The sequence below is a fragment of the Actinoallomurus iriomotensis genome, from assembly GCF_030269445.1.
GTDB lineage: Bacteria > Actinomycetota > Actinomycetes > Streptosporangiales > Streptosporangiaceae > Actinoallomurus > Actinoallomurus iriomotensis.
In genome coordinates this window covers 307907-333560 of the sequence record NZ_BSTJ01000005.1, presented here as the reverse complement: position 1 = coordinate 333560, position 25654 = coordinate 307907, and the positions used below count along the sequence as shown (strand labels likewise).

20 protein-coding genes are annotated in these 25654 nt (G+C 72.6%); 11 read left to right on the top strand and 9 right to left on the bottom strand.

Features of this window, described 5'->3' with window-relative positions:
* Positions 1–259: 259 nt before the first annotated feature.
* Positions 260–613, bottom strand: a complete 354-nt coding sequence (locus QSK37_RS22410; RefSeq protein WP_285624403.1) for an ArsR/SmtB family transcription factor — start codon at positions 611–613, stop codon at positions 260–262.
* A gap of 176 nt (positions 614–789) precedes the next feature.
* Between QSK37_RS22410 and QSK37_RS22405 the strand changes: the two genes are divergently transcribed.
* Positions 790–1986: a cation diffusion facilitator family transporter gene (locus QSK37_RS22405; protein ID WP_285624400.1), complete on the top strand. Its 1197-nt coding sequence runs from the start codon at positions 790–792 to the stop codon at positions 1984–1986.
* A 136-nt stretch (positions 1987–2122) separates the two neighbouring features.
* Here the strand turns inward: QSK37_RS22405 and QSK37_RS22400 are convergent, their stop codons facing one another.
* Entirely contained in the window at positions 2123–3418 is a 1296-nt protein-coding gene (locus QSK37_RS22400) for a COG4705 family protein (RefSeq protein WP_285624397.1), read from the bottom strand.
* A 91-nt stretch (positions 3419–3509) separates the two neighbouring features.
* Here QSK37_RS22400 and QSK37_RS22395 point away from each other — a divergent pair, with 91 nt between their 5' ends.
* The 4 genes from QSK37_RS22395 (at position 3510) to QSK37_RS22380 (ending at position 7494) form a co-directional block, all read left to right on the top strand.
* Complete coding sequence (locus QSK37_RS22395) at positions 3510–4178, top strand: response regulator transcription factor (RefSeq protein WP_285624395.1); 669 nt, start codon at positions 3510–3512, stop codon at positions 4176–4178.
* Entirely contained in the window at positions 4175–5476 is a 1302-nt protein-coding gene (locus QSK37_RS22390) for a sensor histidine kinase (protein ID WP_285624392.1), read from the top strand. Before QSK37_RS22395 ends, QSK37_RS22390 begins: the two co-directional genes overlap by 4 nt.
* 524 nt (positions 5477–6000) lie before the next feature.
* The gene (locus tag QSK37_RS22385; RefSeq protein ID WP_285624390.1) at positions 6001–6663 is read left to right on the top strand and encodes a DUF4097 family beta strand repeat-containing protein; all 663 of its coding nucleotides are present in this window, start codon (positions 6001–6003) and stop codon (positions 6661–6663) included.
* 12 nt (positions 6664–6675) lie between these two features.
* The gene (locus tag QSK37_RS22380; protein WP_285624387.1) at positions 6676–7494 is read left to right on the top strand and encodes an alpha/beta fold hydrolase; all 819 of its coding nucleotides are present in this window, start codon (positions 6676–6678) and stop codon (positions 7492–7494) included.
* Between the two features lie 90 nt (positions 7495–7584).
* On the opposite strand, the gene QSK37_RS22375 is transcribed toward QSK37_RS22380, so the two are convergent.
* Positions 7585–8697: a methyltransferase gene (locus QSK37_RS22375; protein WP_285624385.1), complete on the bottom strand. Its 1113-nt coding sequence runs from the start codon at positions 8695–8697 to the stop codon at positions 7585–7587.
* A gap of 282 nt (positions 8698–8979) precedes the next feature.
* Here QSK37_RS22375 and QSK37_RS22370 point away from each other — a divergent pair, with 282 nt between their 5' ends.
* From QSK37_RS22370 to QSK37_RS22360, 3 genes are read left to right on the top strand one after another with little or no spacing between them, the layout of a single operon-like run.
* A complete protein-coding gene (locus tag QSK37_RS22370) occupies positions 8980–9303 on the top strand; it encodes a DMT family transporter (RefSeq protein WP_285624384.1) in 324 nt (107 codons plus the stop codon).
* Positions 9300–9845 (top strand): TetR/AcrR family transcriptional regulator, encoded by a 546-nt coding sequence (locus QSK37_RS22365; RefSeq protein ID WP_285624382.1) that lies wholly within the window; start codon positions 9300–9302, stop codon positions 9843–9845. Before QSK37_RS22370 ends, QSK37_RS22365 begins: the two co-directional genes overlap by 4 nt.
* 28 nt (positions 9846–9873) lie before the next feature.
* A complete protein-coding gene (locus QSK37_RS22360) occupies positions 9874–11829 on the top strand; it encodes a hypothetical protein (RefSeq protein ID WP_285624380.1) in 1956 nt (651 codons plus the stop codon).
* A 39-nt stretch (positions 11830–11868) separates the two neighbouring features.
* On the opposite strand, the gene QSK37_RS22355 is transcribed toward QSK37_RS22360, so the two are convergent.
* The 3 genes from QSK37_RS22355 to QSK37_RS22345 all read right to left on the bottom strand — a co-directional run bounded on the left by QSK37_RS22355 (position 11869) and on the right by QSK37_RS22345 (position 14640).
* Positions 11869–12057 carry a hypothetical protein gene (locus QSK37_RS22355; protein WP_285624378.1) on the bottom strand — a complete coding sequence of 63 codons (189 nt, stop codon included), beginning with the start codon at positions 12055–12057 and terminating at the stop codon, positions 11869–11871.
* A 136-nt stretch (positions 12058–12193) separates the two neighbouring features.
* Positions 12194–13768 carry an immunity 49 family protein gene (locus QSK37_RS22350; RefSeq protein WP_285624376.1) on the bottom strand — a complete coding sequence of 525 codons (1575 nt, stop codon included), beginning with the start codon at positions 13766–13768 and terminating at the stop codon, positions 12194–12196.
* Positions 13769–13881: 113 nt separating this feature from the next.
* The gene (locus tag QSK37_RS22345) at positions 13882–14640 is read right to left on the bottom strand and encodes a hypothetical protein (RefSeq protein WP_285624374.1); all 759 of its coding nucleotides are present in this window, start codon (positions 14638–14640) and stop codon (positions 13882–13884) included.
* 104 nt (positions 14641–14744) lie between these two features.
* Here QSK37_RS22345 and QSK37_RS22340 point away from each other — a divergent pair, with 104 nt between their 5' ends.
* On the top strand, positions 14745–16538 hold the full coding sequence (locus tag QSK37_RS22340; RefSeq protein ID WP_285624372.1) for an HSP90 family protein: 1794 nt from the start codon (positions 14745–14747) through the stop codon (positions 16536–16538).
* Positions 16535–19342, top strand: coding sequence for a hypothetical protein (locus tag QSK37_RS22335; RefSeq protein ID WP_285624370.1), 2808 nt, complete (start codon positions 16535–16537; stop codon positions 19340–19342). The genes QSK37_RS22340 and QSK37_RS22335 overlap by 4 nt, the downstream gene beginning before the upstream one ends.
* 12 nt (positions 19343–19354) lie before the next feature.
* Here the strand turns inward: QSK37_RS22335 and QSK37_RS22330 are convergent, their stop codons facing one another.
* Both QSK37_RS22330 and QSK37_RS22325 read right to left on the bottom strand, forming a co-directional pair.
* Positions 19355–23389, bottom strand: coding sequence for a bifunctional nitrate reductase/sulfite reductase flavoprotein subunit alpha (locus QSK37_RS22330; RefSeq protein ID WP_285624954.1), 4035 nt, complete (start codon positions 23387–23389; stop codon positions 19355–19357).
* A 141-nt stretch (positions 23390–23530) separates the two neighbouring features.
* Entirely contained in the window at positions 23531–24325 is a 795-nt protein-coding gene (locus QSK37_RS22325) for an AraC family transcriptional regulator (protein WP_349497983.1), read from the bottom strand.
* Positions 24326–24379: 54 nt separating this feature from the next.
* Between QSK37_RS22325 and QSK37_RS22320 the strand changes: the two genes are divergently transcribed.
* Positions 24380–25390, top strand: coding sequence for a zinc-binding dehydrogenase (locus tag QSK37_RS22320; RefSeq protein ID WP_285624366.1), 1011 nt, complete (start codon positions 24380–24382; stop codon positions 25388–25390).
* A gap of 21 nt (positions 25391–25411) precedes the next feature.
* On the opposite strand, the gene QSK37_RS22315 is transcribed toward QSK37_RS22320, so the two are convergent.
* Positions 25412–25603 (bottom strand): hypothetical protein, encoded by a 192-nt coding sequence (locus QSK37_RS22315; protein WP_285624364.1) that lies wholly within the window; start codon positions 25601–25603, stop codon positions 25412–25414.
* Between the last annotated feature and the right edge of the window lie 51 nt (positions 25604–25654).

The window sequence follows — 25654 nt, the reverse complement described above, 5'->3', positions numbered from 1 at the left end:
CGCTTCTCCGATCCTGACCGCTCCGGTCACCGGCGCGGCTCGACGTACGGAGACCCGTTGATTCGGCGCCACCGGGGGCGGCCTCGAGGCTGCGTGGACGGGCGCCGTACGGGCTCGTCGGCGGCCGGCATGAGGTCCGCACTCCCCCGGCCGGTCGGATGCCGGAGCTCACCCCGTGCCACGCGTCCGGGGGCCGTCTGGACCTGCGGGGACGACCGGCGTGTGCACCGTCACGAGCGGCAGCCGATCACGCGCGGGTTCAGTCGTGCGGGGGCAGCTGGGCGAGCTGGTGGTCGGCCACGCTCAGCGCCTCGTGCACCAGCCGCTGGATGTGCCCGTGACGCAGCGCGTACACGACCCGGCGGCCGTCCTTGCGGGTGGTGACCAGCCCGGCCAGGCGCAGGCGGGCCAGATGCTGGCTGACCGACGTGCGGCTCGCCCCGCAGGCCTCGGTCAGCGTGCTCACGTCCGCCTCCCCGTCGCACAGCCGCCGCAGCAGGACCAGCCGGGTGCGGTCGGCCAGCAGGCCGAGCACCGCGACGGCCGCCTCGACCCGCTCCCCGGCCGGTACCTGCGAACCATGCGCACCTGATAGATGCATGCGTGCGCTCATACGCACATAATGGAGTCTGAGCGGTACGGTGTCCAACCGGACGCCGCAGGTTTTCCACAGCCGTCCCCCGCACCTTCCGCCCCCCACCCCCCGCCCTGGACACTGGAAGTGGGCTGGAGCCCCCGGGAGGGAGGGGCGTGGGGCCGGGTGCTTTCGTAGAAGGGCAGGTGCCAGACGTGTGTGACACCCTCGCCGGCGGCTCGCCGCAGCATCACGCCGGTACGACCGCCCGCCGGGACATCGATGCCCACGGTCACGGGGCCGGTGAGCACCGCACCGATGCTCATCATCACGGTTCGCGGGGCTCGAGCGCGCACGAGCACCCCGACGGCCACCACGCGCACGCGCACGCGGCGGGGCACGGTCACCGCCACGACGGCGCCGGGCGTGCGGCGCGGCTGTGGCACGGGTTGTGGCACCTTCTCGTCCCGCACGGTCACGAGGCCGCCGACAAGGTCGACGGGGCGATGGAATCCTCCGCCGAGGGCATGCGGACCCTCTGGGTCTCCCTCACCGTGCTCGGTCTCACCGCCGCGCTGCAGACCGCCGTCGCGGCCTGGTCCGGCTCGGTCGCGCTGCTCGGCGACGCGCTGCACAACGCCGCCGACGCGCTGACCTCACTGCCGCTGGCGCTGGCGTTCGTGCTCGGCCGCCGGGCGGCCACACGCCGGTTCACCTACGGGTTCGGGCGCGCCGAAGACCTCGCCGGCGTCGTCATCGTCGCGGTCATCGCCGCCTCCTCGGTGCTGGCCGCCGTCACCGCGATCGACCGGCTGACCGGCCCCCGCGCCCTCACACACCTGCCGGCCGTCGCGGTCGCCGCGCTCATCGGGTTCGCCGGCAACGAGTGGGTGGCGCGCTACCGGATCCGCACCGGCCGCAGGATCGGCTCGGCCGCCCTGGTCGCCGACGGCCTGCACGCGCGCACCGACGGGTTCGCCTCGCTCGCCGTCCTGCTCGGCGCCGGCGGCGCGGCCCTGGGCCTGCCGCTGGCCGACCCGATCGTGGGCCTGCTCATCACCGTCGCCATCGCGTTCGTGCTCAAGGACGCCGCCCGCGAGGTGCTGCGACGCCTGATGGACGCCGTCGACCCCGCCGTCGTCGACCGGGCCGAGGCCGCGCTGCGCGCCGTACGGGGCGTGCAGGACGTCGCCGAACTGCGCACCCGCTGGATCGGCCACCGCCTCCGCGCGGAGGCCACCGTCGTCCTGGACGGATCACTCACCCTCCACGCCGCCCACCACATCGCCGTCGAAGCCGAACACGCCCTCCTGCACGCCGTGCCCCGCCTGACCGCCGCCCTCATCCACGCCGACCCGGCCCGTACGGGCACCGAGGACCCCCACGCCGCCCTCGCCCACCACCGCCCCTGACCCACGGACATCCTCCGTAAAAGGACTCCGCGGGCTCCGACGCCCTTGGGTGTTGTCCCCCGTCTGGTAGGGGGTCGACCAGCAACGGCAGATTGGGCAGGTCACGCGGCGGGTGATCCGCCTGCTTCACGCCCGTTCAGAAGCGGTGGCTCTTGAAGTCGGCCAGCAGGACCTTGAGTTGCTTCTCCTGCTTGGCGGCTGGGGCCGGCTTGATGTGGCCGTGGTCGATGGCGTACGTCTTGAGGACCGCGTCCATCTGGTTGTCGAGCAGGGTCCAGGTCTTCTTGTTGACCGCCTGCAGCGAGGTGGCGTCGGCGTCCCAGTCATCGCGCATCTTCTGCACGGTGGCATGGGAGGCTGCGGCCTTCCCGGCCCGGTCCTGGGTGATCGCCGTCTGGGCGAGGTTCTCGTACTTCGCCACTGCGGCGGTCGTCTGGTCGCCGGTCAGGGCCGGCTTCGGGCAGGCCGGCATCGTCTCGCTCTGGCCGGTCGGGTCGCAGGTGACGTGGGGCTGGTTGTGGGCCCAGACCATCAGCGCGGCGGTGCCGGCGGCGATCACGCCGAAGGCTCCCAGTGCGATGCGCTCCCGGCGCGGGTTGGTGGTGACTGACGGCGCGTGCGTCGCCTCGTAGCTCTCGGCGACGTCGCTACGGCTGATCGACAGGTAGATGACCGTCGCCAGGATGGCGCCGAGGAAGATCAGGCTCGTGATGAAGGTGCCCAGGCCGAGTCCGACCGGGTCGCCGGGGTTGGCCGCGACCTTCGGGGAGGCGAGCCAGTCACCGATGTTGGCGCCGAGCGGTCGGGTGAGGATGTAGGCCAGCCAGAACGAGAGCACCGGGTTGGCGCCGAACTTCCACAGCCCGGTGATCAACGCGATGAGGCCCAGGGGAAGGAACACCGACTGCGCGGGTGTCCAGTTGGTCAGCTCCAGCGTCCAGTCACCGGTGGCGGTGCCCAGCGCGAACGTCACCAGGACGGTCAGCCAGTAGAACGCCTCACGTGGGAAGGTCGTGATGCTGTGGATCGACAGGGTCCGCTCGCGCAGCCACCACACCCCGAAGACGAGGGCCAGCAGGACCGAGAAGACCGTCGAACTCAACCACAGCGGGACATGCTGCTTATCAGTGAGCATGTCGGTGTACAGCGTGCCGGTGACACTGACCACCACCACGGTCAGCCAGTACGGGAACGGGCTGTAGCGCTTCGTACGGAACTGGACCGTTAGCGCGACCGCGAATACCGCGGTGAACAACAGCATGGTGTTGGTCAGGCCGAAGCCGAGGGTTTCGTTGATGTAGTCGGCGAAACTCTCACCGACGGTCGTGCAGAGGATCTTGATGATCCAGAACCAGACCGTGACCTCAGGCACCTTGTTGAGCAACTGCCGGCCGGTCGGTTCGCCCATCCGGATCTGCTGGGTTGTCGTCATCGGGGAAGGCTGGCATGGCGTGTCTGAACAAAACCTGAGCGCTTCGGCAGGCAGGTGGGCTCAGGTTACGGAGGGTCCGTAACCTGACGATGTGACCACTCACCGCGTCCTGGTCGTCGAGGACGACCACGGACTTCGTGACGTTCTCGCCCGGGGCCTGCGCGAGGAGCATTTCGAGGTGTTGACAGCCGCGGACGGAGCAGGCGCGCTGCGGACGATAGATGACCAGATCGACGCGGTCGTGCTGGACATCGGACTGCCCGACTCCGATGGCCGGGACGTCTGCCAGGCCATGCGCGCTGCCGGGTTGGACATGCCGGTCATCTTCCTGACCGCTCGTGACGGCCTCACATCCCGGCTTTCGGGTTTTTCCGCAGGCGGCGATGACTATCTCGCCAAGCCCTTCCACCTGGCCGAACTCGCCGCCAGAGTCCGTGCGGTGTTGCGCAGAGCCGGTCGCGAGGCGGCCACCGAGGTCGACGGGCTGCGGCTGGACCCGGTCGCACACGTCCTGGCGACCGCGGACGGCACGCAGATGCCCCTTACACCCACCGAGTTCCGGCTGCTGGCCGCCTTGATGGCAGACCCCGGCGCGGTCGTCCGGCGACATGCCCTGGCGCGCTCGGCCTGGCCCGAAGGCGCCCAGGTCAATGACAACACCCTTGATCAGTACCTGACCCGCCTGCGCCGCAAGCTCCGTGACGCCGGATGTGAGCGGGGCATCAGTACCATTCGCGGCGTCGGCTACCGATTCGCATGAGGGGCCTGGCGCCGGCGACTCTGCGTGGCCGCCTCGCTCTGGTCGCGCTGGCCACGACGGCGAGCTGGGTCGCGCTGCTCACCGTGGGCTTCAACCTGGCGCTTCACGCACAGCTACGTAGACAGGCCGATGACCTGCTGCGGACTCGGGCGGCGGCCGTGGCAGCGACCCTGCAGACCTGGCCGGACGGCCATATCCGAGTGCTGGAACCATCCGATGACCGCGCTTTGGATGTCGGAGTCTGGATCTACCAGGGTCACACAGCCATCGAGCGCCCTCGGGCGCCCAGAGGGCTGCAGGCGAGTGCGGACCGCATGGCCGGGCGGCGCAAGACCTTCATGGACATCAAGACGCCGCACGCCTGGAGGGTTTACTCGCTGCCGGTGATGTCCGAAGGCCGGCGAGTGGGCACGGTGGTCAGCGCGGTTGATCTTGACCCCTACAGCGACCTGGCCCGTCTGGTGCTGGCCGGTTCCGCCGTCCTCGCCCTGCTGTTGCTCTTCGGCGTCTACCTGCTGACTCGCGCGGTCGTTCGCGGTGCACTCCGGCCGGTAACACAGATGAGCGAGCAGGCCGCGCGATGGGGAGAGCACGGAACCCATCAGCGGTTCGGCGCGGAACACCGTCCCGCCGAACTCGCCGGGCTGGCGGGAAACCTCGATCAGCTCCTCGATCGGCTCTCGGCCGTCCTGCGCCACGAACAACAACTCACCGCTGAACTCTCACACGAACTACGGACCCCACTGGCCCAGATCACCGCGGAGATCGACTGGCTGATCACGCGAAACCGCACCGCCACCGAACGGGACGCCTCACACCAAGCGATCGCGGCGAGCGCCGCCACCATGCAGCGGATCTGTGAGTCCATGCTCACCATCCCCACCGATCAGGTCCGGGGCCGATGCTCGCCGCTCCACCTCGCCCGTGACCTCGCCGAACGCAACACCGAGGGACCGCCGATCGTGGTCACCGGCAACGACGTGACCGCCGGGGTGCCCGCGAACCTGGTCGAGCGCATCCTCCTACCCCTGCTCAACAACGCCCGCCGCTACGCACAGAAGCAGATCACCGTGGAGTGCACCGCCGACGTGGAGATCATCATCACCGACGACGGTCCCGGCGTACCCGTGGAGCTCCGAAACGCAGTGTTCGAACCAGGCCGGCGCGCCAACCCCGACGACGGCCACGACGGCGTCGGACTCGGGCTCGCCCTCGCCCGACGACTGGCCCGCACCGCCGACGGAGACATCGCCATCGACGCGGCCGGACGATTCGTCATCTCCCTGCCCCGCGGCTGATCGCCCCCATCCCGGTCAGGGCTCTCCACTGATCCTCGGGTGCGGCCGCACCCGAACGCGTCCCCAGCCACCAAGTGGCGAAGGGCGATCGCCGTGGGGGCGGTGGCGGGTGTTCCGTTAGGGGATCGTCTACCGGAACACCGGCCGGCCGGAGCGGACCCGCAGGCCGGGGTGTACGAGACCCGTGTCGCCGGCGGTGAAGGAGAGCGAGATCGGACACGGCGACGTTGGCCCGCGTGCTCAAAGATCTCCTCGTTATTCGCATACGGCCTGCGGGCCGCGTCCGGTACCGGGCCGCAGCGCGGCCTGCCGAGGGTCCGCCATGCTTCACCCATAGCGTTCACTTCCAATCCAACGCAACGAATGGGTGTGCGCTGTTGCGTTAAGCATCAAGGTCGCCGCAACGATTTTCTCGCTTTCACGTGCGCAAACACATCTCACGTGCAACGAGAATGTTGCTGATTCTAGAAAGGCAACGTAGCGTTTGCGATGTCAGAAACAACACCGGCACCGAGGAACACACGATGCGAAAGTTCGACACCCCCCACCCGATCACCGTCGTCCTGAACGTCCCCGCCGGACGGGTCCAGCTGATCGCCGCCGACCGGGCCGACACCACCATCGAGATCCAGCCCGCCAACCCCGCCAAGAACCGCGACGTCAAAGCCGCGGAGCAGACCACGGCCGAGTACGCCGACGGCGTCCTGCGGATTCAGGTCCCGGCCAAGAACCAGTACCTCGGCCCGTCCGGCTCCATCGAGGTGACGGTCAAGCTGCCCGCCGGCTCCCACGTCGAGGCCACCGCCGCCAGCACCGAACTGCGCACCGTCGGCCGCCTCGGCGACGTCACCTTCGAGGGCGCCTACCGCCACATCAAGCTCGACGAGACCGCGAACCTCCACCTCACCGCCACCGACGGCGACATCCAGGTCGGCCGCCTCGGCGGCTCCGCGCAGATCACCACCGCACGCGGCGACATCACCATCGCCGAGGCCACCGGCGGCAAGGTCACCCTCCAGACCCAGTCCGGCGACATCTCCATCGGCGCCGCGGCCGGCGTCTCCGCCGCCCTCGACGCCGGCACCAGCCACGGCCGCGTCACCAACGCCCTCAAGAACGACGGCACCGCCGGACTCGACATCCACGCCACCACCTCCCAGGGCGACATCACCGCCCGCAGCCTCTGAAGGAGCAGAACCATGACGGACACCACCACGAACACCACGACCGGCTCGAAGTGGACCGGCATGGTGCCGGTCGATGACACGGCCCTGGCCGTCACCGACACCGGCGGTCCCGGTATCCCGGTGGTCTACCTCAACGGCCAGTTCGCCACCCAGGGGTACTGGCGGCGGGTCATCGCCGAGCTGGGACCGGAATGGCGGCACATCACCTACGACGAGCGGGCGCGGGGCAGATCGAAGCGTTCGGCGGACTACTCCTTCGAGGCCGCCGTCCGGGACGTCGACGCCGTCCTGGCGGCCCGGGGGGTGGACCGGGCGCTGCTGGTGGGCTGGTCCTACGGGGCGGTCGTCGCGGCGCACTGGGCCGGCCGGAATCCCGGCCGTACCCTGGGCGCGGTCCTGGTCGACGGCGCGTTCCCCCACGACTGGCTCGACGAGGCCATGGAACAGCGGATCCGGAAACTGTTCCGGCGGATGGGCTGGTTCACACCGCTGCTCCGCCCGACCGGTCTGACCCCGCGGATGACCGCCGAACAGCAGGCCGACAGCAACATCGAACTCGGCAGGCTCTCCCGCGAACGGGAGCTGGGCCCCGTACTGGACGACATCGGCGTCCCGGTGCGGTACGTGGTCGCGTCGGGGACCTCCTTCGGGAGCCACGGTGACGAGCAGGAACAGATACGCGCCAGCCTGGAGGCGGTGACCGTCCGCAACCCGAACATCCAGATCGGTGCGAAGGTCGCCAGCAACCACGGCGCGATCCTGAAGAAGGACTTCCGGGCCGTCGCCGAGGCCGTACACGAGGTCGCCGCCCTCGGTCGTGGGGAGCGCTGAGGACCTGGCCAGCGGACGAACCATCAGCCGACCGGCTCCCGACCGTGAAGGGCCGTGAAGGGCCGTCGGACCAACGGGTCCGACGGCCCTTCACGTGCCCGACAGGCGCCACAGCGACGTCACTTCGGCGCTGCGGGCGGCGTGGAGGAGATCGGTGGTGTCCGCTGCCCGCGGGTGCCGTGGCCTGGTGTCGAGCCTGCCCGCCACGCGCAGGCCGGCCTTCTCGATCATGGTCAGTAGTTCGTGGCGGGTCCGCAGGCCGATGTGTTCGGCCAGGTCGGACAGGACGAGCCAGCCCTCGCCGCCGGGTTCCAGGTGGGCGGCGAGCCCGCCGAGGAAGCCGCGGAGCATGCCGCCGCCCGGATCGTAGACGCCCCGTTCCAGGTCCGAGGTCGGCCGGGCCGGAATCCAGGGCGGGTTGCCGACGATGAGGGCGGCGCGTCCCTCCGGGAACAGGGTGGGGCCCGTCACCTCGACGCGACCGGTGAGGTTCAGCCGGTCGACGTTGTCGCGGGCGCAGGCCAGCGCACGGGCGCTGATGTCGGTGGCCGTGACGTGCCCGACCCCCCGGCGGGCCAGGACGGCGGCGAGCACGCCCGTTCCCGTGCCCAGATCGAAGGCGCGGCCGGTCGCCGCGGCGGGGAGCGGCGCCCGGGCGACCAGGTCGACGTACTCGCCCCTGACGGGTGAGAAGACGCCGTAGTGCGGATGGACGCGCGCGCCCAGGGCCGGGACCCGCACTCCCTTGAGGCGCCACTGGTGCGCACCGATCACGCCCAGGAGTTCGCTGAGCGCCACGGCCGTCGGCTCGTACGGCGGGCCGTACGCTTCGGTGCACGCCCGGCGGACGTCCGGAGCCCGGCGCAGGTCCAGTGCGTGATCGTCGTCCAGGACGACGATCAGTCGGCTCAGCACCCGGGCGCGGTGGCCGCGGAACCTGCGGTGACGGCGGAAGGACTCCAGCGGGGTGTCGCCCGGAGCGGGTGCCGTGATCCGGCGGTTCATCGCCTGCAGCAGCCGGCGTGCGACGTGGTAGTCGCCCTGCCACAGCAGTGCCGTGCCCTCACAGGCGAGACGGTAGGCGGTGGCGGCTCTCATCCGGTCGTCGGCGACGACGACCCGCGCGGGCGGCGGGAAGGCGTTCTCGGAATGCCAGCGGGCGGTTTGGGCGGTGCGGGCTTGGGTCCAGTGGATCGCGGGCACCAGGTACTCCTCGTGGTCGAACGTGTGGATGACACGACGAGCACTTCGACGAGGAGCAGCGAGAACTCCGCCCGGTGCGGCGCACGGGCGTGAGGCGAGAGGGCGGGAAGGGCTACCGCTCCCGCGTCGAAGCGCGGGAGGAGACGTCGCCGAGAACCATGCCGAGCGTCACGATCGATCCCTTCCGGGGAGGCCGAGGCCCAAAGGCTCGCACAGCGCCGCGCCCACCGGCAAACTTGTACTTTCGTACTAGTACATTCGTACACGAACGGGGAGGCTCCCATGCCGTACGTGTTCCTGGGCCTGGCCATCACCTCCGAGGTGCTGGGCACCAGCCTGCTCAAGGCCACCCAGGGCTTCACGCGCCTGTGGCCCACCGTGACGTGCCTGGCCGCCTACGCCGGATCCTTCCTCGCCCTGTCGGTGGCGCTCGCCCGCGGCATGCAGGTCGGCGTCGGGTACGCCGTGTGGTCCGGGCTGGGCACCACGCTGATCGTCGTGATCGGCGCGCTGTTCCTGCACGAACCGGTCACCGCCGCCAAGGCCCTCGGCGTGGCGCTGGTGATCGCCGGAGTCGTCGTGCTGAACCTGGGCGGCGCGCGTTGACCGGCCGCCGCGACCCCGAGGGGCGGCGCCGCGCCATCATCGAGGCCGCGTGCGCGCTGATCCCCGAGGTCGGCGTCGGCGGCCTGACCCACCGCGCGGTCGCCGCCCGCGCCGGCGTGCCGCTCGGGGCGACAACCTATTACTTCGCGACCCTGGACGACCTGAGCCGGGCCGCCCTGGCGCACGCCGCCCGCTCCGCCGCCGACGGCCTGCGCGCCTGGCGTCAGGCCCTGCGGGCCGGTGACGACGTCGCGGCGACCGTGGCCGCGCTGACCGAGGAGTACCTCGCCGACCGCGACCGCGCGCTGACCGAGACCGAGCTGTACCTGGCCGCGGTCCGCCGGCCCGAACTGCGACCGCTCGCCCGCGCGTGGTTCGACGGCCTGGTCGATCTGCTCGGCGCGTACGCCGATCCGGGCGCGGCCGAGGCGGCGGCCTTCCTCATCGACGGGGCCCTGCTGCGCGCGCTCAGCGACCAGCGGCCGCTGGACACCGCCGGGCTCGCCACCGCGCTGCGCGCCGTCCTGCGGGCCGGCGCCTGACCGGCGGCCCGCCGGTAGCCTTCCCGGCATGTTCGACGGTCTTGATCATGTGCCGTGGCGTGACCTGACGTACGCGTTCCGGGGCGAGGCCGACATGCCGTCGCTGCTTCGCGCGCTGCTGGACGAGGCGTCGGCGGCCGAGGCCGCCGACGACCTGCTGAACGAGCTGTACCACCAGGGCGGCGCCGTCTGCTCGGCGGCGGTCGCGGCCCTGCCGTACCTGGTGGAGGCGGCCGGGTCGCCGCGGGTCGTCTGCCGCGGCGAGGTGCTGGAGTGCGTGGGGCGGCTCGCCTACGAGGCCCGTGAGGCGAGTCCGCGCGCGGTCGCCGACGGCTGGACCGCGGCCTGGGACCGGGCCGTGCCCCGGCTGATCGCGCTTTTGGACGATCCCGATCCGCGGGTACGCCGGGCGGTGACGTCGGTGCTGGAGGAGGCGGTCACCCACGCTGACACGGTCGTCGGCGCCCTGCGTGACCGGTGGGCCGCCCAGGACAGGGTCACCCGCCTCGACCAGGTCCTCACCGTCGGGGCGCTCACCCGCTTTCTGACCGTCGCGACGCTGCCCGAGACGCTCGGGTGGCTCCGCGGGCTGCTCGGCGACCCCGACGAGCAGTTGCGGTTCGCCGCCACGCTCGCGCTCCGCGAGGCGCTGCCCGGCCGTCCCACCGCGACCGAACCCGTGCTCACGGCGTTGTCGGGGGATCTTTCGGTGTGGTCCGGCAGCGAGCGGTTCTCCGGCGCGCCGGAGTTGACGGTGTGGTGGGCGCTGTCCCGGCTGGACCGGGACGCGGACGCCCAAGAGGAGATCTGCCTGGCGTTGCTGGGCCACGCCGATCCGGGCCGCCGCACCGGCGCGCTGCGCACCGCGGCGAACCTGCTGTCGTTCTCGCGTCGGCACGGCCGTCTCCTGCCCGCCCTGCGCGAACGCGCCGGCGACCCCGACGCGGAGAACCGCGTCCGCGCCCTGCACCTGCTGGCCGCGCACGCCGAGCCCGGTGGCCCGGACGCGGACCTGTTCGCCGCGCACCTGGACGACCCGGCGCGGACCGGGAGGTCTCCGGCGGCCGCCGACGTGGCCCTGTGGGGCCTGGCCTGGTCCGGCGACGAACGCTGCCTGCCGGCACTGGCCCAACAGGTGGGCCGCGACCGGCCGGGCTACCCCCTGCACTCCTCCCACACCGGCAAGACCTCCGGATACCCGCTGTGGCCGCCGGGGCTCCACCAGGTCCTCCGGCCGTGCGCGCGGTGGGCGCCGGCGCTGCTCCCGGCGATCCTCCGGCGGCTGCGCCCGGACATGGAGGAGGACCTGGGCCGTACGCTCCTGCAGACGCTCCAGGCGTGGGGTGCGGCCGCGGCCCCCGCGGCGCCCGGGGTCGCCCGGCTCCTGGACGGGCGGCTACGGCACTGGGCCGCCGACACGCTCGGCGCGATCGGCGCCGGCGCGGCCTCCGCCGCCCCCGCGCTGCGGCGCCTGCTCGACGCCCCCGGCGACGGACTGAGCCGGCCGTACGCGCGCGACGCGGCGGCCGTCGCCGTGCCCTGGGCGTACTGGCGTGTCACCGGCGACCCCGGGCCCGCGCTGCGCGCCCTGGTCCCCCGCCTCGGCGACGCCCACGCCCACACCGTCACCCGCCGCCTCGCCGACCTCGGCCCGCACGCGTCCGCGTCGGTCCCGACCCTTCGCCTCCTCGCCCGCGCCCTGGAACCGTGGACGGCCGTCGAGGCCGCGCACGCCCTCGCCGCGATCACCGGGGACACCGCCGAGAGCGGGCACGTCCTGTTCCGGCCCGTCGCCGACCTGCTCGAGGGCACCGCGCAACCCGTCGCCGGTGCGGCCGCGCGGTATCTGGCGGAGGTGACGGAGCTGCCCTCGGGGTACGTCGCGACGATCGAGGCGGTGCTGGCCGACGACCGGCGGCACAGCTGGGACGCCGGCTGGGCGGCGATCCACGACGACATCGAACTGCGCGCCGTCCTGCGCTGAGGCGGCGACCGGCCGCCGCCTCAGCGGATCGGCGGGCTCTCAGGTGGCGGCGGTGGCCGGGTCGGTGTGCAGGTCGCCGTGCTCAGCACGGGCCATCGCGTTGATCGCCTCGTCCCTGGTCCACACCCCGCGCCGCCAGGACAGGACCCAGCCCTCGCCGGTGATGGCCATGGCGACCTGCGGGCAGCGGTCGCTGCTGATCCACTCGTCCCCGATCCTCAGCGCCATCCCTTCAGCCTACGGCCGGGACCGCCGAAGGCCGCCTGCGCGCGGTCACCGGACGGCGTTACGGGCCCGCCGGAACTCGGCCCTTGACCAACAGCCGAACGGCCGAGAGCGGGCGTCTCGGCGAGCGGGCTGGTCCTCAGCGTCGGCTGAGTCCTTCGATCACCGCGCGCGGCAGGTAGCCGGACTCGATCCGCACCGGGATGCCTCGGTCGTGGGCGAGGCAGGCGAGTCCGAGCGCGTCGAAGGAGAGCTGCCCGTCCGGGTCGTCGATGCGGTCGCCCGCGCTGTAGTAGTCGCGGTAGAGGCCGAGCGCGTCGGCGAGGACGGCGTTGAAGCCGTCCGCGTCGTCCTCGGCGATGCGCTCCAGCAGCCGGGCACGGGGGGCGCGCAGGCACTCCCAGTGTTCGTCGTCGGAGGTCTTGGCCAGCGCGTTCCGTAGATGCGGACGCGGGTCCTGTCCGCGCAGGACGGCGTGGCACGCGCGCGCGTAGGAGTTGGTGTCCGGGATCGTGGAGTGAAGGTCGTCGGCGTCGAACGCGGCCAGGATCGCGATGTCGGCCTGCCTGCGGGACGTCCATGCCAGCGCGGCGGCCCGCGCGTAGATCCAGTCGGAGGCGTCGCTGTTCGGCCCGGACGCGGGCAGTTCCTCGGTGCGTCCACCCAGCGTGACGGCGATCGCCGTGCCGCGCGGGACCGAGGCCAGCCGGAACGCCGACGCGAACGACTCGCTCGCCAGGACCAGCCCGTCGATGTACGCGGCGCTCTCGGCGCGCGGGTCCAGTACGGAGCGGAACGACAGCGCCATCACCATGTGCGTCCCGGGACCGGCCATCGCCGAGAACCGGAACTGGATGAGCACTTCCGGACTGAACGCGTGCTCCACTTTCCGCTGGGTGCGCTTGCTGACGTTCTCCAACCAGCGGGCGGCGCCTTCGGCGTCGAAGCCGGGGCGGGCGATCGGGCCGTCCGCGCTCGGCTTCTTGGGCCCGGCGCGCGTGAACAGCCGCTCGGGAAGGTAGCCGGACTCCACCTCGATCGGCAGTTCGGCCTCGTACGCGAGCGCGGCCAGGGCCAGCGGCCCCCAGGCGATCAGGTCGCGCGGGTACCTCCCGGCCCGCTCGCGGTGCCGCTCCAGCGCCGTGGCCAGGGCGGCGTTGAACGCGACGGCGTCGCCTTCGGCGATCGCGCGCAGCATCCGGCCCTCGGAGGAGTCCGGGTACGTCTCGGCGGGCTGTTTCGCCCAGAAGGCGCGAAGGCCTTGAAGGTCGTCGTCCTCGGGCAGGGACTGGACCAGCGGGTAGAGGCCGAGCAGGACGTCGTCCGTCCCGATGGCGAGCGCGACCTGGTAGGCCCGGACCCAGTCGTGCGCGCTCAGGCTCTCGTCCCGCTCCTGCAGGAAGCCGAACCCGACGCCCAGGTAGTCGACGAAGGCGCGGACCTCCCCGCCGGCCGGGACGGTCTGGGCGCGCGCATGGTCCCGGTACAGCGACGCGGCCGAGGTCAGCGCGAGCCACGTCTCGCGGGTCTCGACGCGCGGGTCGATCTCGACGGTGCGCGCCGCCGCGTAGTCCAGCAGCATGTCGGCGAGCATCTCGATGCCGAACGGGCCGCCGTTCCCGGCGAGCTCGGTGTCGCGGCCCAGCCGCTCGGGGACGGCCGCCAGAGCGGACGTGAGGGACTCTTGGGGAACGCTGTGACGATCAACGCGCATGGGGCGTGATCGTAGCGACCGTCGGCAGCCCCGGCGGACGAGCACCGACCGATGATCAAGAGTGCGGCCGTTTCTCCCGTATTCGGTTCCGCTGGTCGGCCAAGGGCCGGCTCCTAGCCCGCCGCGGCGTGCCGCTCGCCGAGGGCGGGTTCGTCCTCGTGGTCGCGTTTCTGGTTGACGTAGACGCGGGCCACGACGGTCAGGAGGGTGGCGATGATCAGCCAGGCGCCCGTGACCCACCACGGGTTCTCGGCCCGGTGGCCCAGCGGGAGGAGGCTGAACAACGGGCCGAGGAACAGCCCGGCGGCCAGGCCCCTGGTGGCGACCAGACCCGGCGTCGGGGCGGCGCGCAGGCGGCACAGCCGCCACACGCACGCGGCCGCCAGGAGCAGACCGGGAGGGATGACGATCACCGCGAGGACGAGGACCCGGGCGCGCATGTCGGCCGGGGCGTCCATCGTCTCCTGGGACATGCCCCCGGTCGCGATCTCGGTCAGCCGGCCGCGCCAGAGGGTGCCGGTGACCCGGTCGCCCTCGCCGATGCCGTACAGCAGGGGACCGCCGGAGGCGTACGCCGTCGTCCACCGCCTGCCGTCGGGACCGGTCAGGTAGGCGCGGTGCGAGTCGTTGCGGCCGCGGGCGTAATGGACGCCGGTCACCGTGAACGGCTCGGTCCAGCGGCAGTCGGCGGACCCGGACGGGGCCGCCGGGCAGCGTGCCGCCCGCTGGTAGGCGTGCAGGTCACGGACGCCGTCCGGTGCCTGCGTCACGACGAGGACGGCGACGAGCGAGACCACGGCGAGGGCACCCAGCAGGATGAGGACGGCCGTGACGGCGGCGCGTCGCGTCCTCGCCACGGACTGGTGAGACATGTCCCGCATTGTCCCATTTGAAGGATCATGGTGGTGACCCGCGTCCCGGTGATCGGCCTGGCACTACGATTCCCTGACGGGAACACGGGCACGAGGGGCGGGGCGTGGAGCGGGCCTTCCAGGTTGATCTGCGAGGCGTGGTCGATCTGCTCAGCCACCACCTGTACACCACCCCCCAGGTGTACCTGCGCGAACTCCTGCAGAACGCGGTCGACGCGATCACCGCCCGCCGGCAGGCCGACCCGGACGCACCGGCCGTGGTGGCCATCGACCCGCCCGAGACCACCGGCGACGGCACGCTGCGGGTACGCGACGGCGGCATCGGCCTGTCCGAGCCCGAGGTGCACGAACTGCTCGCCACCATCGGCCGCAGCTCCAAACGGGACGAACTCGGCATGGCGCGGCACGAGTTCCTCGGCCGGTTCGGCATCGGACTGCTGTCCTGCTTCCTGGTCGCCGACGAGGTACGCGTGCTGACCCGCTCCGCCCGCGGCGGCCCGACGGTGGAATGGACCGGCCGGTCCGACGGCCGGTACCGCGTGACGCCCGCCGCGCGGGAACGGCCCGAACCCGGAACCACGGTGACGCTCCGGCCCCGGCCCGGCATGGAGCCGTGGCTGACCGGCGCGATGGTCGCCGACCTGGCGGTCCGCTACGCCGACGCGCTGCCGGTGGAGATCTCCATCGGCGGCCGGCGGGTGAACTCCGGCGCCCTGCCCTGGCAGCACCGCCACCCCTCCCCCGCCGTACGGGCCGCGGCGCTGCGCGAGTACGCCGAGCGCGTGTTCGGCTTCGCCCCGTTCGACGTGATCGACCTGGCCGTCCCCGAGGCCGGGCTGACCGGGCTGGCGTTCGTGCTGCCGATGGCCGCCAACCCGGCCGCCCGATCGGGACACCGGGTGTACCTGCGCCGGATGCTGCTGTCCGACAGCGTGGACAAGCTGCTGCCCGAATGGGCGTTCTTCGTCCGCTGCGTCGTCGACACCGGCGAGCTGCGGCCGACCGCCGGCCGCGAGGCGCTGTATGAGGACGACCTGCTCGCCGACACCCGCGAGGCGCTGGGCGCACAGGTACGCGACTGGCTGGTACGTCTCGCCGCCACCGCGCCGGACCGGCTCCAGCGGTTCCTGTCCGTGCACCACCTGGGCGTCAAGGCGCTCGCGCTGCACGACGTGGAGATGCTGCGCGTGGTGGACCGCTGGTGGCCGATGGAGACCGCGGCCGGGCCGATGACCCTCGCCGAGTTCCGCCGGCGCCACCCGGTCGTGCGCTACACCGCGACGGCCGATGAGTTCCGTGAGCTGGCCGCGGTCGCCGGCGCGCAGAACTTCGGCCTGGTCAACGGCGGATACGCCTACGACATCGAGATCATGCGGCGGCTGCCGCTGCTGGACCCGGCGATCACCGTACGGCGCCTGGAACCCGCCGAGCTGACGACCTACTTCGAACCGCCGGACCCGGCCCTGGAGGCCCGGCTGCGACCGTTCCTGCGGCTCGCCGCCGACACCCTCCACACGCTCGGCTGCGACGTGGCGCCACGTTCCTTCGACCCGCCGTCGCTGCCCGCCCTGTACGTGCTGAGCCGCGCCGCGGCCCAGGCCGAGGAGATGCGGTCGGCCCGGTCGGCCGCGAACGAACTGTGGGCCGGCGTCCTCGGCGCCGTGGACGCCACCGGTGCCGGCGAACGGCCGCAGCTGATCCTCAACCTGCGCAACCCCGTCGTACGGCGGGTCGCCGAAGCCGCCGACCCGTCACTGGCCGCCCTGGGCGTCCAGGCCCTGTACGGCCAGGCGCTGCTGTCGGGCCACCACCCGCTGCGGCCGCAGGACAGCGCGCTGCTCAACCACTCGTTCCTCGGCCTGCTCGAGTGGGCGATGGCCGCCGGAGGCACCCGATGAGCCGGACCGAGGCCGAACTGGCCGCCATGCTCGACCAGGCCCGGCAGATGCGGTACGGCGAGGCGAAGACCGCGCTGATGGAGGACGTCGTACGGCACGCCGACGCCGGCGGCCTGCACCGGCTGGCCTTCGCCTCGCGCCGCGACCTGGCCAACGCCTACAGCGTCGGCCGGCAGTGGGACAAGGCGTTCCCGCTGTTCTCCCGCTGCCTGAGCGAGTACGACGCGCGCCCGGGCGAGTTCGGGCCGGAGGCGGACTACGCGCTGCGCAACTGGTACGCCCACATCGCCCAGTCGATGGCCGAGTTCCCCGAGATCAGCCTGGCCCAGATCTACGGCGCCTTCGAGGACATGGAACGCCGCTTCCGCGCCGGCGGCCACAGCCTGCGCCGAGTCCACGACGCCCGCCGCTGGGTCGCCCAGCTCGCCCGTGACTGGCCTGAGGAGGAACGCTGCCACCGGGCGTGGAAGACCGCCGGCGGACCGGACCCCGACTCGGTGTGGGACTTCGAGGCCGAGGTCGAACGGCTCGTCCTACGCGGCGACGACGCCTCGGTCGAACGGGCGCTGGCCCTGGCCGGGCCGGTGCTGTCCGGGCAGGTCACCTTCACCGAGCCGCCCGCGCCCATCCAGTGCCTGATGCTGCTGCCGCTGGCCCGCGCCGGCCGCTTCGAGGAGGCCGCCACGGCCTTCCACCGGGCCCGCCGGGCGATGTACCAGGACGTCTACCGGTTCGAGTACGGCGGCATGAAAGTGGAGTTCTGCGCGCTGACCGGCAACGAGGAGACCGGCCTGTCCGCGCTGCGGGAACACCTCGGCGGCTACCCCACGCTGAACCGGCCGAACGGCAAGATGGAGTTCGCCACCGCCGGGGCGGTCCTGCTGCGGCGGCTCGTCGAGGCGGGCCGGGGCGCCGAGACCGTCCGCGGGTCCGGATCGGACCTCACCTGGACCCTGGCGGAGCTGCACCAGGAGATGGAGACCACCGCGCGGGAGCTGGCCGCCCGCTTCGACCGGCGCAACGGCACCACCCACCAGGGCGACCGGATCCGCGCGCGGCTGGCCGCCGCACCCGTCACCGACTTCCTGCCGCTCACCCCGACCGCCCGCAAAACGCCCCGGCCCGCGCCGATCCCGCCCGGAACACCGCCCGAGACGCTGCTGAACCAGGCCGAATGGCACGAGCAGCGAGAAGAGCACACCGAGGCACGCCGCTGCCTGGACGCCGTCGGCACGCCTCCGCCGCACCTGGCCGCGCGGCACACCGAACTCACCGCACTGCTCGCCGCCGACGACGACGCCGAGGCCGAGAACCGGTTCCAGTGGGCCGCCGACGCCCACCGCCAGGCCGGGGACCACCTGCGCCACCTGGTGTGCCTGTGCCGGCTCGGTCACTGGCTGAGCCGCCACGACCAGCCCAGGAAAGGGGTGAAGACGGTCGCGCGGGCCGTCAGGGAACTCCACCGCACCGGCGACCACCAGATGATCGCCTACGGTGAGCTGCTGCACGCCCGCTCGCTCGTCCAGGCCCGGCAGGACAACGACGCCTACCGCGCGCTGGCCCGCGGCGCCCACCACGCCCGGCTCGCCGGCGACGCGGTCCTCATCGGCTCGCTGGCCCTCACCGAGGCACGCTGGCGCGAGTTCGACAACGCCGCGCCCGCGCAGGTGATGGCCCTGGCCGACGTCGCGCGGGGCGCCTTCACCGCCGCCGGCTCCCCCGGCCAGTTGGTCGCCGCCCATGAGGCCACGCGCAAGGCGCACGACCGGGCGGGCACCCCGGGACTCTTCCTCGCCATGGTCGAACGAGAACTCGCCGCGCTCCCCTCGGCCGCGCCTCCGCGGCTCCGCGGCTACCTGCGGTACCGCCGCGGCCTCGCGCTCATCGGCGCCGGACGGCCGGCCGACGCGCTGGAGGACCTCATCGACGCGGTCGGCGAGGCCCGGTCCCGCGACGACGACACCGCCGAGCAGGGATACGAACTCGCCGTCGCCTACCGCGCGGCCGGTCGCATCGAGGACGCCGTGCAGGCGGCCGACGACGTCGCCGCGTGGCTGGACCGGCTGCGCGAACTCGGCCGGCTGGACCGGCCGCGGATCGCTGACGACAACCGCCTCCTGCTCGCCGAGGGCTACCGCATGCTCGGCGACCACACCCTCGCCCTGGAGGAGTACGACAAGCTGGCGGGCGACGCCCGCACGCGGGACGACCCGCTGCTGCTCGTCAACGCCCTCATCCCCACCGCGCAGATCCACGACCTGCTCGACCAGGACGCCAAGGCGGCACAGACCTACCGTACGGCCGGTGACGTCGCCGCCCGGCTCGGCAACCCGCACCTGACCGCCCTGTGCCGCGCGGCCGAGGCGCTGTCCCTGCACTGGGCCGGCGAGGGACAGCAGGCCCTCACCGCCTTGGCCCAGGCCGAACAGGCCACCCGCGCGCTGCCGCCCGAACCCGCCGCGCAGCTGGCCAACGGCTGGGCGCTGACCTTCCGCAGCGCCGCGCACATCCTGGCCGGCGCCGGCCGTACCCAGGAGGCCACGGACCGGGCCGCGCGCGCGGCGGCGGCGTTCCGGCGACTCGGCCGGCCGGCCGAGGCGGCGGAGATGGATCTGCTGCACGGCGGCGTCCTCCTCGACGCCGACCGGCCCGACCTCGCCGAGCCGGTGCTGCGAGCCGCGTTCGACTCCGCCCCGCCCGAATCGCCGCTGCGTGTCTCCGCGACGCACGCGCTCGCCCGCGCCCTCGAACGGCTCGGCCGGGCCGGCGAAGCCGGCCGGCTCAATGCCGCCCACCCGGCCTGAGGCACCACCCGGTCAGTACACGTCGCGGACGTAGCGCCGGGCGGCGGTGAGCTGCTTGAGGTACCCGGCGGCGCCGTCGGCGCTCAGCCCGCCGTGGGTGACGGCGATGTCGTGCAGCGCCCGGTCCACGTCCCTGGCCATGCGTGAGGCGTCGCCGCATACGTACAGGTGGGCGCCGTCCTGGAGCCAGGACCACAGCCGGTGCCCCTGCTCGCGCATGCGGTCCTGGACGTAGATCCGGGCGCGCTGGTCACGGGAGAAGGCGGTGTCGATCCGGTCCAGGTAGCCCTCGTCCCGCAGGGCGGTCAGCTCCTCCTGGTAGTAGAAGTCGCCGGCGCGGTGCTGCTCACCGAAGAACAGCCAGTTGGGGGCGCGGTGACCACGGGCGCGCCGCTCATGCAGGAAGCCGATGAACGGCGCGATCCCCGTGCCCGGGCCGACCATCACCATGGGGGTGGCCGGATCGGACGGGGGCCGGAAGTGGGCGGAACGCTGGACGTGGACCGGTATCGGGGAGCCGGGGGCGGCGTCGGCGAGGAAGGTCGAGCAGACGCCCTTGCGGGCGCGGCCGCGGGGGTTGCCGTACCGGACGACCGAGACCGTCAGCGCGACCTCGTGCGGCTGGGTGAGCGGGCTGGAGGAGATCGAGTACAGGCGGGGACGCAGGCGGCCCAGGACCTGCGCCCATTCCCCGGCGGTGGCGCGGACCGGATGCTCGGCGAGCACGTCGACGGCCTGACGTCCCCAGGACCACTGGGCGAGCTGGCCCTTGTTGTCCGGGCGCAGCAGCCTCTTCAGCTCGCGGTCGCCGGTGCGTTCGGTGATGAAACGCAGCAGGTCCGGGGTGATCCTGGTGATGTCCAGGTGCCGGTGGAGGGCCTCCCCGAGCGGGACCTCGCCGACGCGGTCGAGCTCGACGGCGGTGCCGGAGTCCAGTCCGGTGACGGCCAGCCACTCGGCCACCAGGTCCGGGCAGTTGACCGGGCGCACCCCCAGCGCGTCACCGGCCTGGTAGACCGGCGGGACGTCGCCGTCGCGCAGGTCGAAGGTGAACCGCCGGACCTCCTTGCCCGACCCCGGGCCGCTGAGCAGCCGGTTGCCGGTGAGCCGGGCCGTCGTGACACCCGATCCGGCGGGCCGGGCGGCGGGCGCGGGCCCCGGGACGGTCACGGCCGGTGAAGGAGCCCCCAGGGCGGACAGGACCTGTTCCAGCCAGGCCTGGGCGGAGGCCTCATAGTCCGGTTCGCAGTCGGTACGCGGGGCCAGCCGTACGGCGCCCAGCTCCTCCAGACGCCGGTCCAGGCGGCGCCCGTGCCCGCAGAAGTCGTCATAGGAGGAGTCGCCGAAGGCCAGGACGGCATAGCGGGCCCCGTCCAGGCGCGGCAGGTCCTCGGAGGCCAGGGCGTCCCAGAAACCCGAGCCGTTGTCCGGTGCGTCCCCGTCGCCGAACGTGCTGCTGATCAGCAGCAGGTCGGCGGACGGCAGCGACCGCGGCTCGGCGTCGTCCATGCAACGGACGGTGACCCGGTGCCCGGCGCCGGTGAGCCGTTCGGCGGCGATCGCGGCGAACTCCTCGGCGGTGCCCGTCTGGGACGCCCACAGCACCGCGACCTCACGGCCGGCGCCCTTCGCGTCCGCCGCGGGTTCGTCCGCGGACCACGGGACCCGCGAGCGCAGGCCGGCCAGGACACCGTTCACCCACAGGGCGGTGTCCCGGCTGAACGGCGCCGTGGGCGGCAGCACGGGAACGCCCGGCGCCCCCGACTCCAGCCCCTCCAGGAACCCGGCGAGGTAGCGGCGTTCGGGCTCGGTCAGTACCGGCGGGGCCACGTCCCGCACCCCGAAGACGGCCGCCGCCGAAGCCGCCCCGGCCGGCACGAGCGTCCGGATGCCACCAGGGGACGGCGCGGCGACCTTGGCCAGCGACACCGCGCACACCTTCAACTCCGGCTGAAAAGACAGCGGATCGACCGCGTCGCTGGTCACCGCGTTGATGCTCAGGTACTCCCCGAACAGGTCGTTCCAGTGGAACGGCGCGAAGCAGCAGCCGGGCCGCACGCGTTCGGTCACCACCGCCGGCAGCACGGCCCGGCCGCGCCGGGAGGCGACCTCCACCTGGTCGCCCTCGCCGATGCCCAGTTCCCGCGCGTCCCGCGGATGCACCTCGATGAACGGGGCCGGGTTGAGCCGGTTGAGCTTGGCGACCTTGCCGGTCTTGGTGAGGGTGTGCCACTGGTGCTGCAGGCGTCCGGTGTTGAGGACGAACGGGAAGGCGTCGTCGGGCATCTCGGCGGCGGGCACGTGCGGGCGGGCGAAGAACACCGCCCGGCCGCTCGCGGTCGGGAAGACCGGCCCGTCCCCGTCCAGGTACCGGATCGGGTTGCGGTCGGGGCCGCCCGGGTCCGGGGCGGGCCACTGCACGGGGGTGGCCCGCAGCCGCTGGTAGGTCACGCCGCGCAGGTCATAGCCGGTCGCCGGGTTCCAGGCGCCCTTGAGCTCCTCGAAGACCTCCTCCGCACTCGCGTAGGAGAAGGCGTCCGCATAGCCCATCGCGCAGGCCACCCGGGCGATGATCAGCCAGTCCGGCAGTGCCTCACCGGGCGGGTCGGCGGCCGGCCGGGCGAGCGTGACGTCGCGTTCGCTGTTGACCAGCACGCCCTCGGTCTCGGTCCACAGGGCGGCGGGCAGGACCACGTCGGCGTAGGCGTTGGTCTCGGTGTCGGCGAAGACGTCCTGGGTCACCACGAACTCGGCCGCCTCCAGCCCGTCGATGACGGTCCTGCGGTTGGCGACCGAGGCGACGGGGTTGGTGCAGATGATCCAGCAGGCCTTGATGTCGCCGCCGGCCATCCGCTGGAACATCTCGACGGTTCCCTTGCCGGCGCCGTCCTCGCGGATGGCGCCCGGCGCCAGGCCCCACAGCCGTTCGGTGAACGCGCGGTCGGCTTCCACCAGCACCGAACGCTGGCCGGGCAGGCCGGGACCCATGTAGCCCATCTCCCGGCCGCCCATGGCGTTGGGCTGGCCCGTCAGGGAGAACGGGCCGCTGCCCGGCCGGCAGATCGCGCCGGTGGCCAGGTGCAGGTTGATCAGGGCGTTGGTGTTCCAGGTGCCGTGGGTGCTCTGGTTGAGCCCCATCGTCCAGCAGCTCATCCACTCCCCGGCGGACCCGATCCACTCGGCCGCGGTACGAAGGTCCTGCTCGGGGATGCCGGTGATCTCGGCGACGGCGGCGGGCGGGTAGTCGGCCAGCAGCTCCGCCATCGCCTCCCAGCCCTCGGTACGGTCGGCGATGAAGGCCTCGTCCAGGTGCCCGCCCTCGGCGAGCAGGTGCAGCAGGCCGTTCAGCAGTGCCAGGTCCGTACCCGGCCTGATCCGCAGGAACAGGTCGGCCTTGTCGGCGGTCACGGTGCGCCGCGGATCGACGACGATCAGCTTGGCGCCCGCCTTCACCCGCTCCATCATCCGCAGGAACAAGATCGGGTGGCAGTCGGCCATGTTGGAGCCGATGACGAGGAACACGTCGGCCTCGTCGAAGTCCTGGTAGGAGCCGGGCGGCCCGTCGGCGCCCAGCGACAGCTTGTAGCCGGTGCCCGCGCTGGCCATGCACAGCCGCGAGTTCGACTCGATCTGGTTCGTGCCGATGAAACCCTTGGCGAGCTTGTTCGCCAGGTACTGCGCCTCCAGGCTCAGCTGCCCCGACACGTACAGCGCGACCGCGTCCGGGCCGTGCCGGTCGATGATCTCCCGCAGCCGCCCGGCCGTGGCGGCGATCGCCGCGTCCACCCCCGTCGGCGCCGGCTCGGCGCCGCGCTCGGGACGCACCAGCGCCGCGGTGAGCCTTCCGGGCGCGGCCAGCACGTCCGCGGTCGTGGCCCCTTTGGTGCACAGGCGGCCGAAGTTCGCCGGATGCGCCTTGTCCCCGGCGGCCTTGACCACCGTACGGCGCCCGTCCGGGCCCGTCGCGACGTCCAGGACCATCCCGCAGCCGACCCCGCAGTACGAGCAGACCGTCCGCACCTTGGCGATGGCCCGCGGGTCCCTCACGGTCAACGAACGGCCCCCTCGTCACATCCGACAGCGCCGCCGAACGTACGAAACGCCCGTTTCTCGCGTGTGACGCCGGACGCCGCGCCCGGTTACATCCGCCCCACACCGGACACACCGGCGACGTGAGAACCCGGACGATCAGGGGGTGCGGCGCCGGTAACGGCCCGGCGTGGTGCCGATGACGTCGGTGAACGCGGCGATGAAGCCGCTGGGGTTCGCCCAGCCGCAGGCGTGGGCGACGCGGGTCGTGTCGTGGCCGTCGGCGAGAAGGACGAGCGCGTGGTAGACGCGTAGCTGGGTGCGCCACTGATAGAAGGTCATGCCGAGTTCGCCCTGGAACAACCGGCTGAGCGTGCGGGCGCTGGCACCGGCCCTGCGCCCGAGTTCGGCCAGAGAGGTGTTGTCCGCCGGCTCTTCGTACAGGATCCGGGCGAGGGCCCGGAGCCGGTCATCGCGGGGTTCGGGCAGCTGGAGCGGCTGCTCCTGCGCCTCGGGGAGTTCGTCGACGAGGACGCGGCGGAGGCGAGCGCGCGCCGCCCGGTCGTACCCGCCCGCCGCGCGGTCGTAATTGCGCGGCCCCGTGAGGGTGAGCAGGATCTCGCGGGCCAGGTCCGAGACCAGGAACACGGCCGGATGCCCGGGCATGAGCCGGGCCAGGGACGCGGGCAGGAACAGGATCCGCATGTCGGTGTCGCCGTGCGCGCGGTGGTAGTGCGCGAACCCGGACGGGATCCAGCCCACGCGATTGGCCGGGACGATCGACGTGCCGCGCTCGGTGTACACCGACAGGACGCCACGCGCCGCGTACACCAGGTGGCCGCGTGGATGGGAGTGCGCCGAGCTGGTGCCCCCCGACGGCCACAGGTGCGCCCCTCCGGAGGGCCACAGCCGCGACGTCGGACCAGGTCGGGCAGGTTGGCGGCCAACGGGCATAAGTTGGCACTTTACCGGTGGCCGGTCACCGTGCCGTCCGGCGACAGTGGACGCATGCACGATGATCTTTACTCAGGCGGTACGACCATGCGAGCGGCGGTCTGCGTCCAGGCGGGCGGCCCGGAGGTGTTGCGGATCCGTGAGGTGCCGGTCCCGGCGGTCCGGGCGGGCTGGAGCCTGGTGCGGGTGAAGGGCGCGGGCCTGAACCGGTCGGAGCTGAGGACCCGGCAGGGGCACTCCCCGAACGTGAGGTTCCCGCGGATCCTCGGGATCGAATGCGTGGGAGTCGTCGCGGTCTCCACCGACCCCGCGTTGCCGGCCGGGACGACCGTCGCGGCGGTGATGGGCGAGATGGGCCGGGAGTTCGACGGCGGCTACGCGGAGTACGCCTTGTTGCCGAACGTGCTGCTCATGCCGGTCGCCACCACGCTGCCCTGGGACGTCCTGGCGGCGCTGCCCGAGACGTACCTGACCGCGCAGGGCGCGCTGGACGCGCTGGGAATCACGCCGGGCGACCGGGGACGGTTGCTGATCCGCGGCGGCACCTCCTCGGTGGGGATGGCGGCCGCGTCGATCGCGGCCGGCTACGGCGTCGAGACCGCGGCCACGACCCGGCGGCAGGACAAGACCGACGCGCTCACCGCGGCCGGCGTCGACCACGCGCTCCTCGACACCGGCGGATCACTGACGGACGACGTGCACGCGATCTGGCCCGACGGCCCGGACCACGTGCTGGACCTGGTCGGGGCGAGCACGGCGGCGGACTCGCTGCGCCTGGTCCGCTGCGGCGGGACGGTGTGCGTGGCGGGCTCGCTCAGCGGCTGGCTGATCCCGGACTTCGAACCGATCGCGATGATCCCGTCCGGGACCAGGCTCACGGCCTTCCACAGCGACGATCTCAAGGGCGGCGCGGGCGCGACCCTGTTGCGGCGGATCGTCCAGCAGGTCGAGGCCGGCGTCTACCGGCCCAACCTCGACCGGGTCTTCGGCCTGGACGACATCGTCGCGGCCCACCGCCACATGGAGAACGACCAGGCCGCCGGGAAGGTCGTCGTACTGCCCTGACCGCCGTACACGCGCGCCGGGCTACGCGGAGGTGTTGCCTTCTCCTCCGGGTCGTTCTGTTTTCGGCGCAGAACGTTGGTATGTGATGTATCCAGCGAGTATGGCAAGAATGCCGATTATGGCGATTTCGCCGGGCCCGATGCTGAAAGGAAGGAGAGCGACGGGCAGGACGAGGACGGCGAGGAAGGCGATTGCTGTCTTGAGGATGCGCACGATTGCTCCGCACGGATTGCGGAGGCTCCCGCCTATTCGCGCGGGAACCTC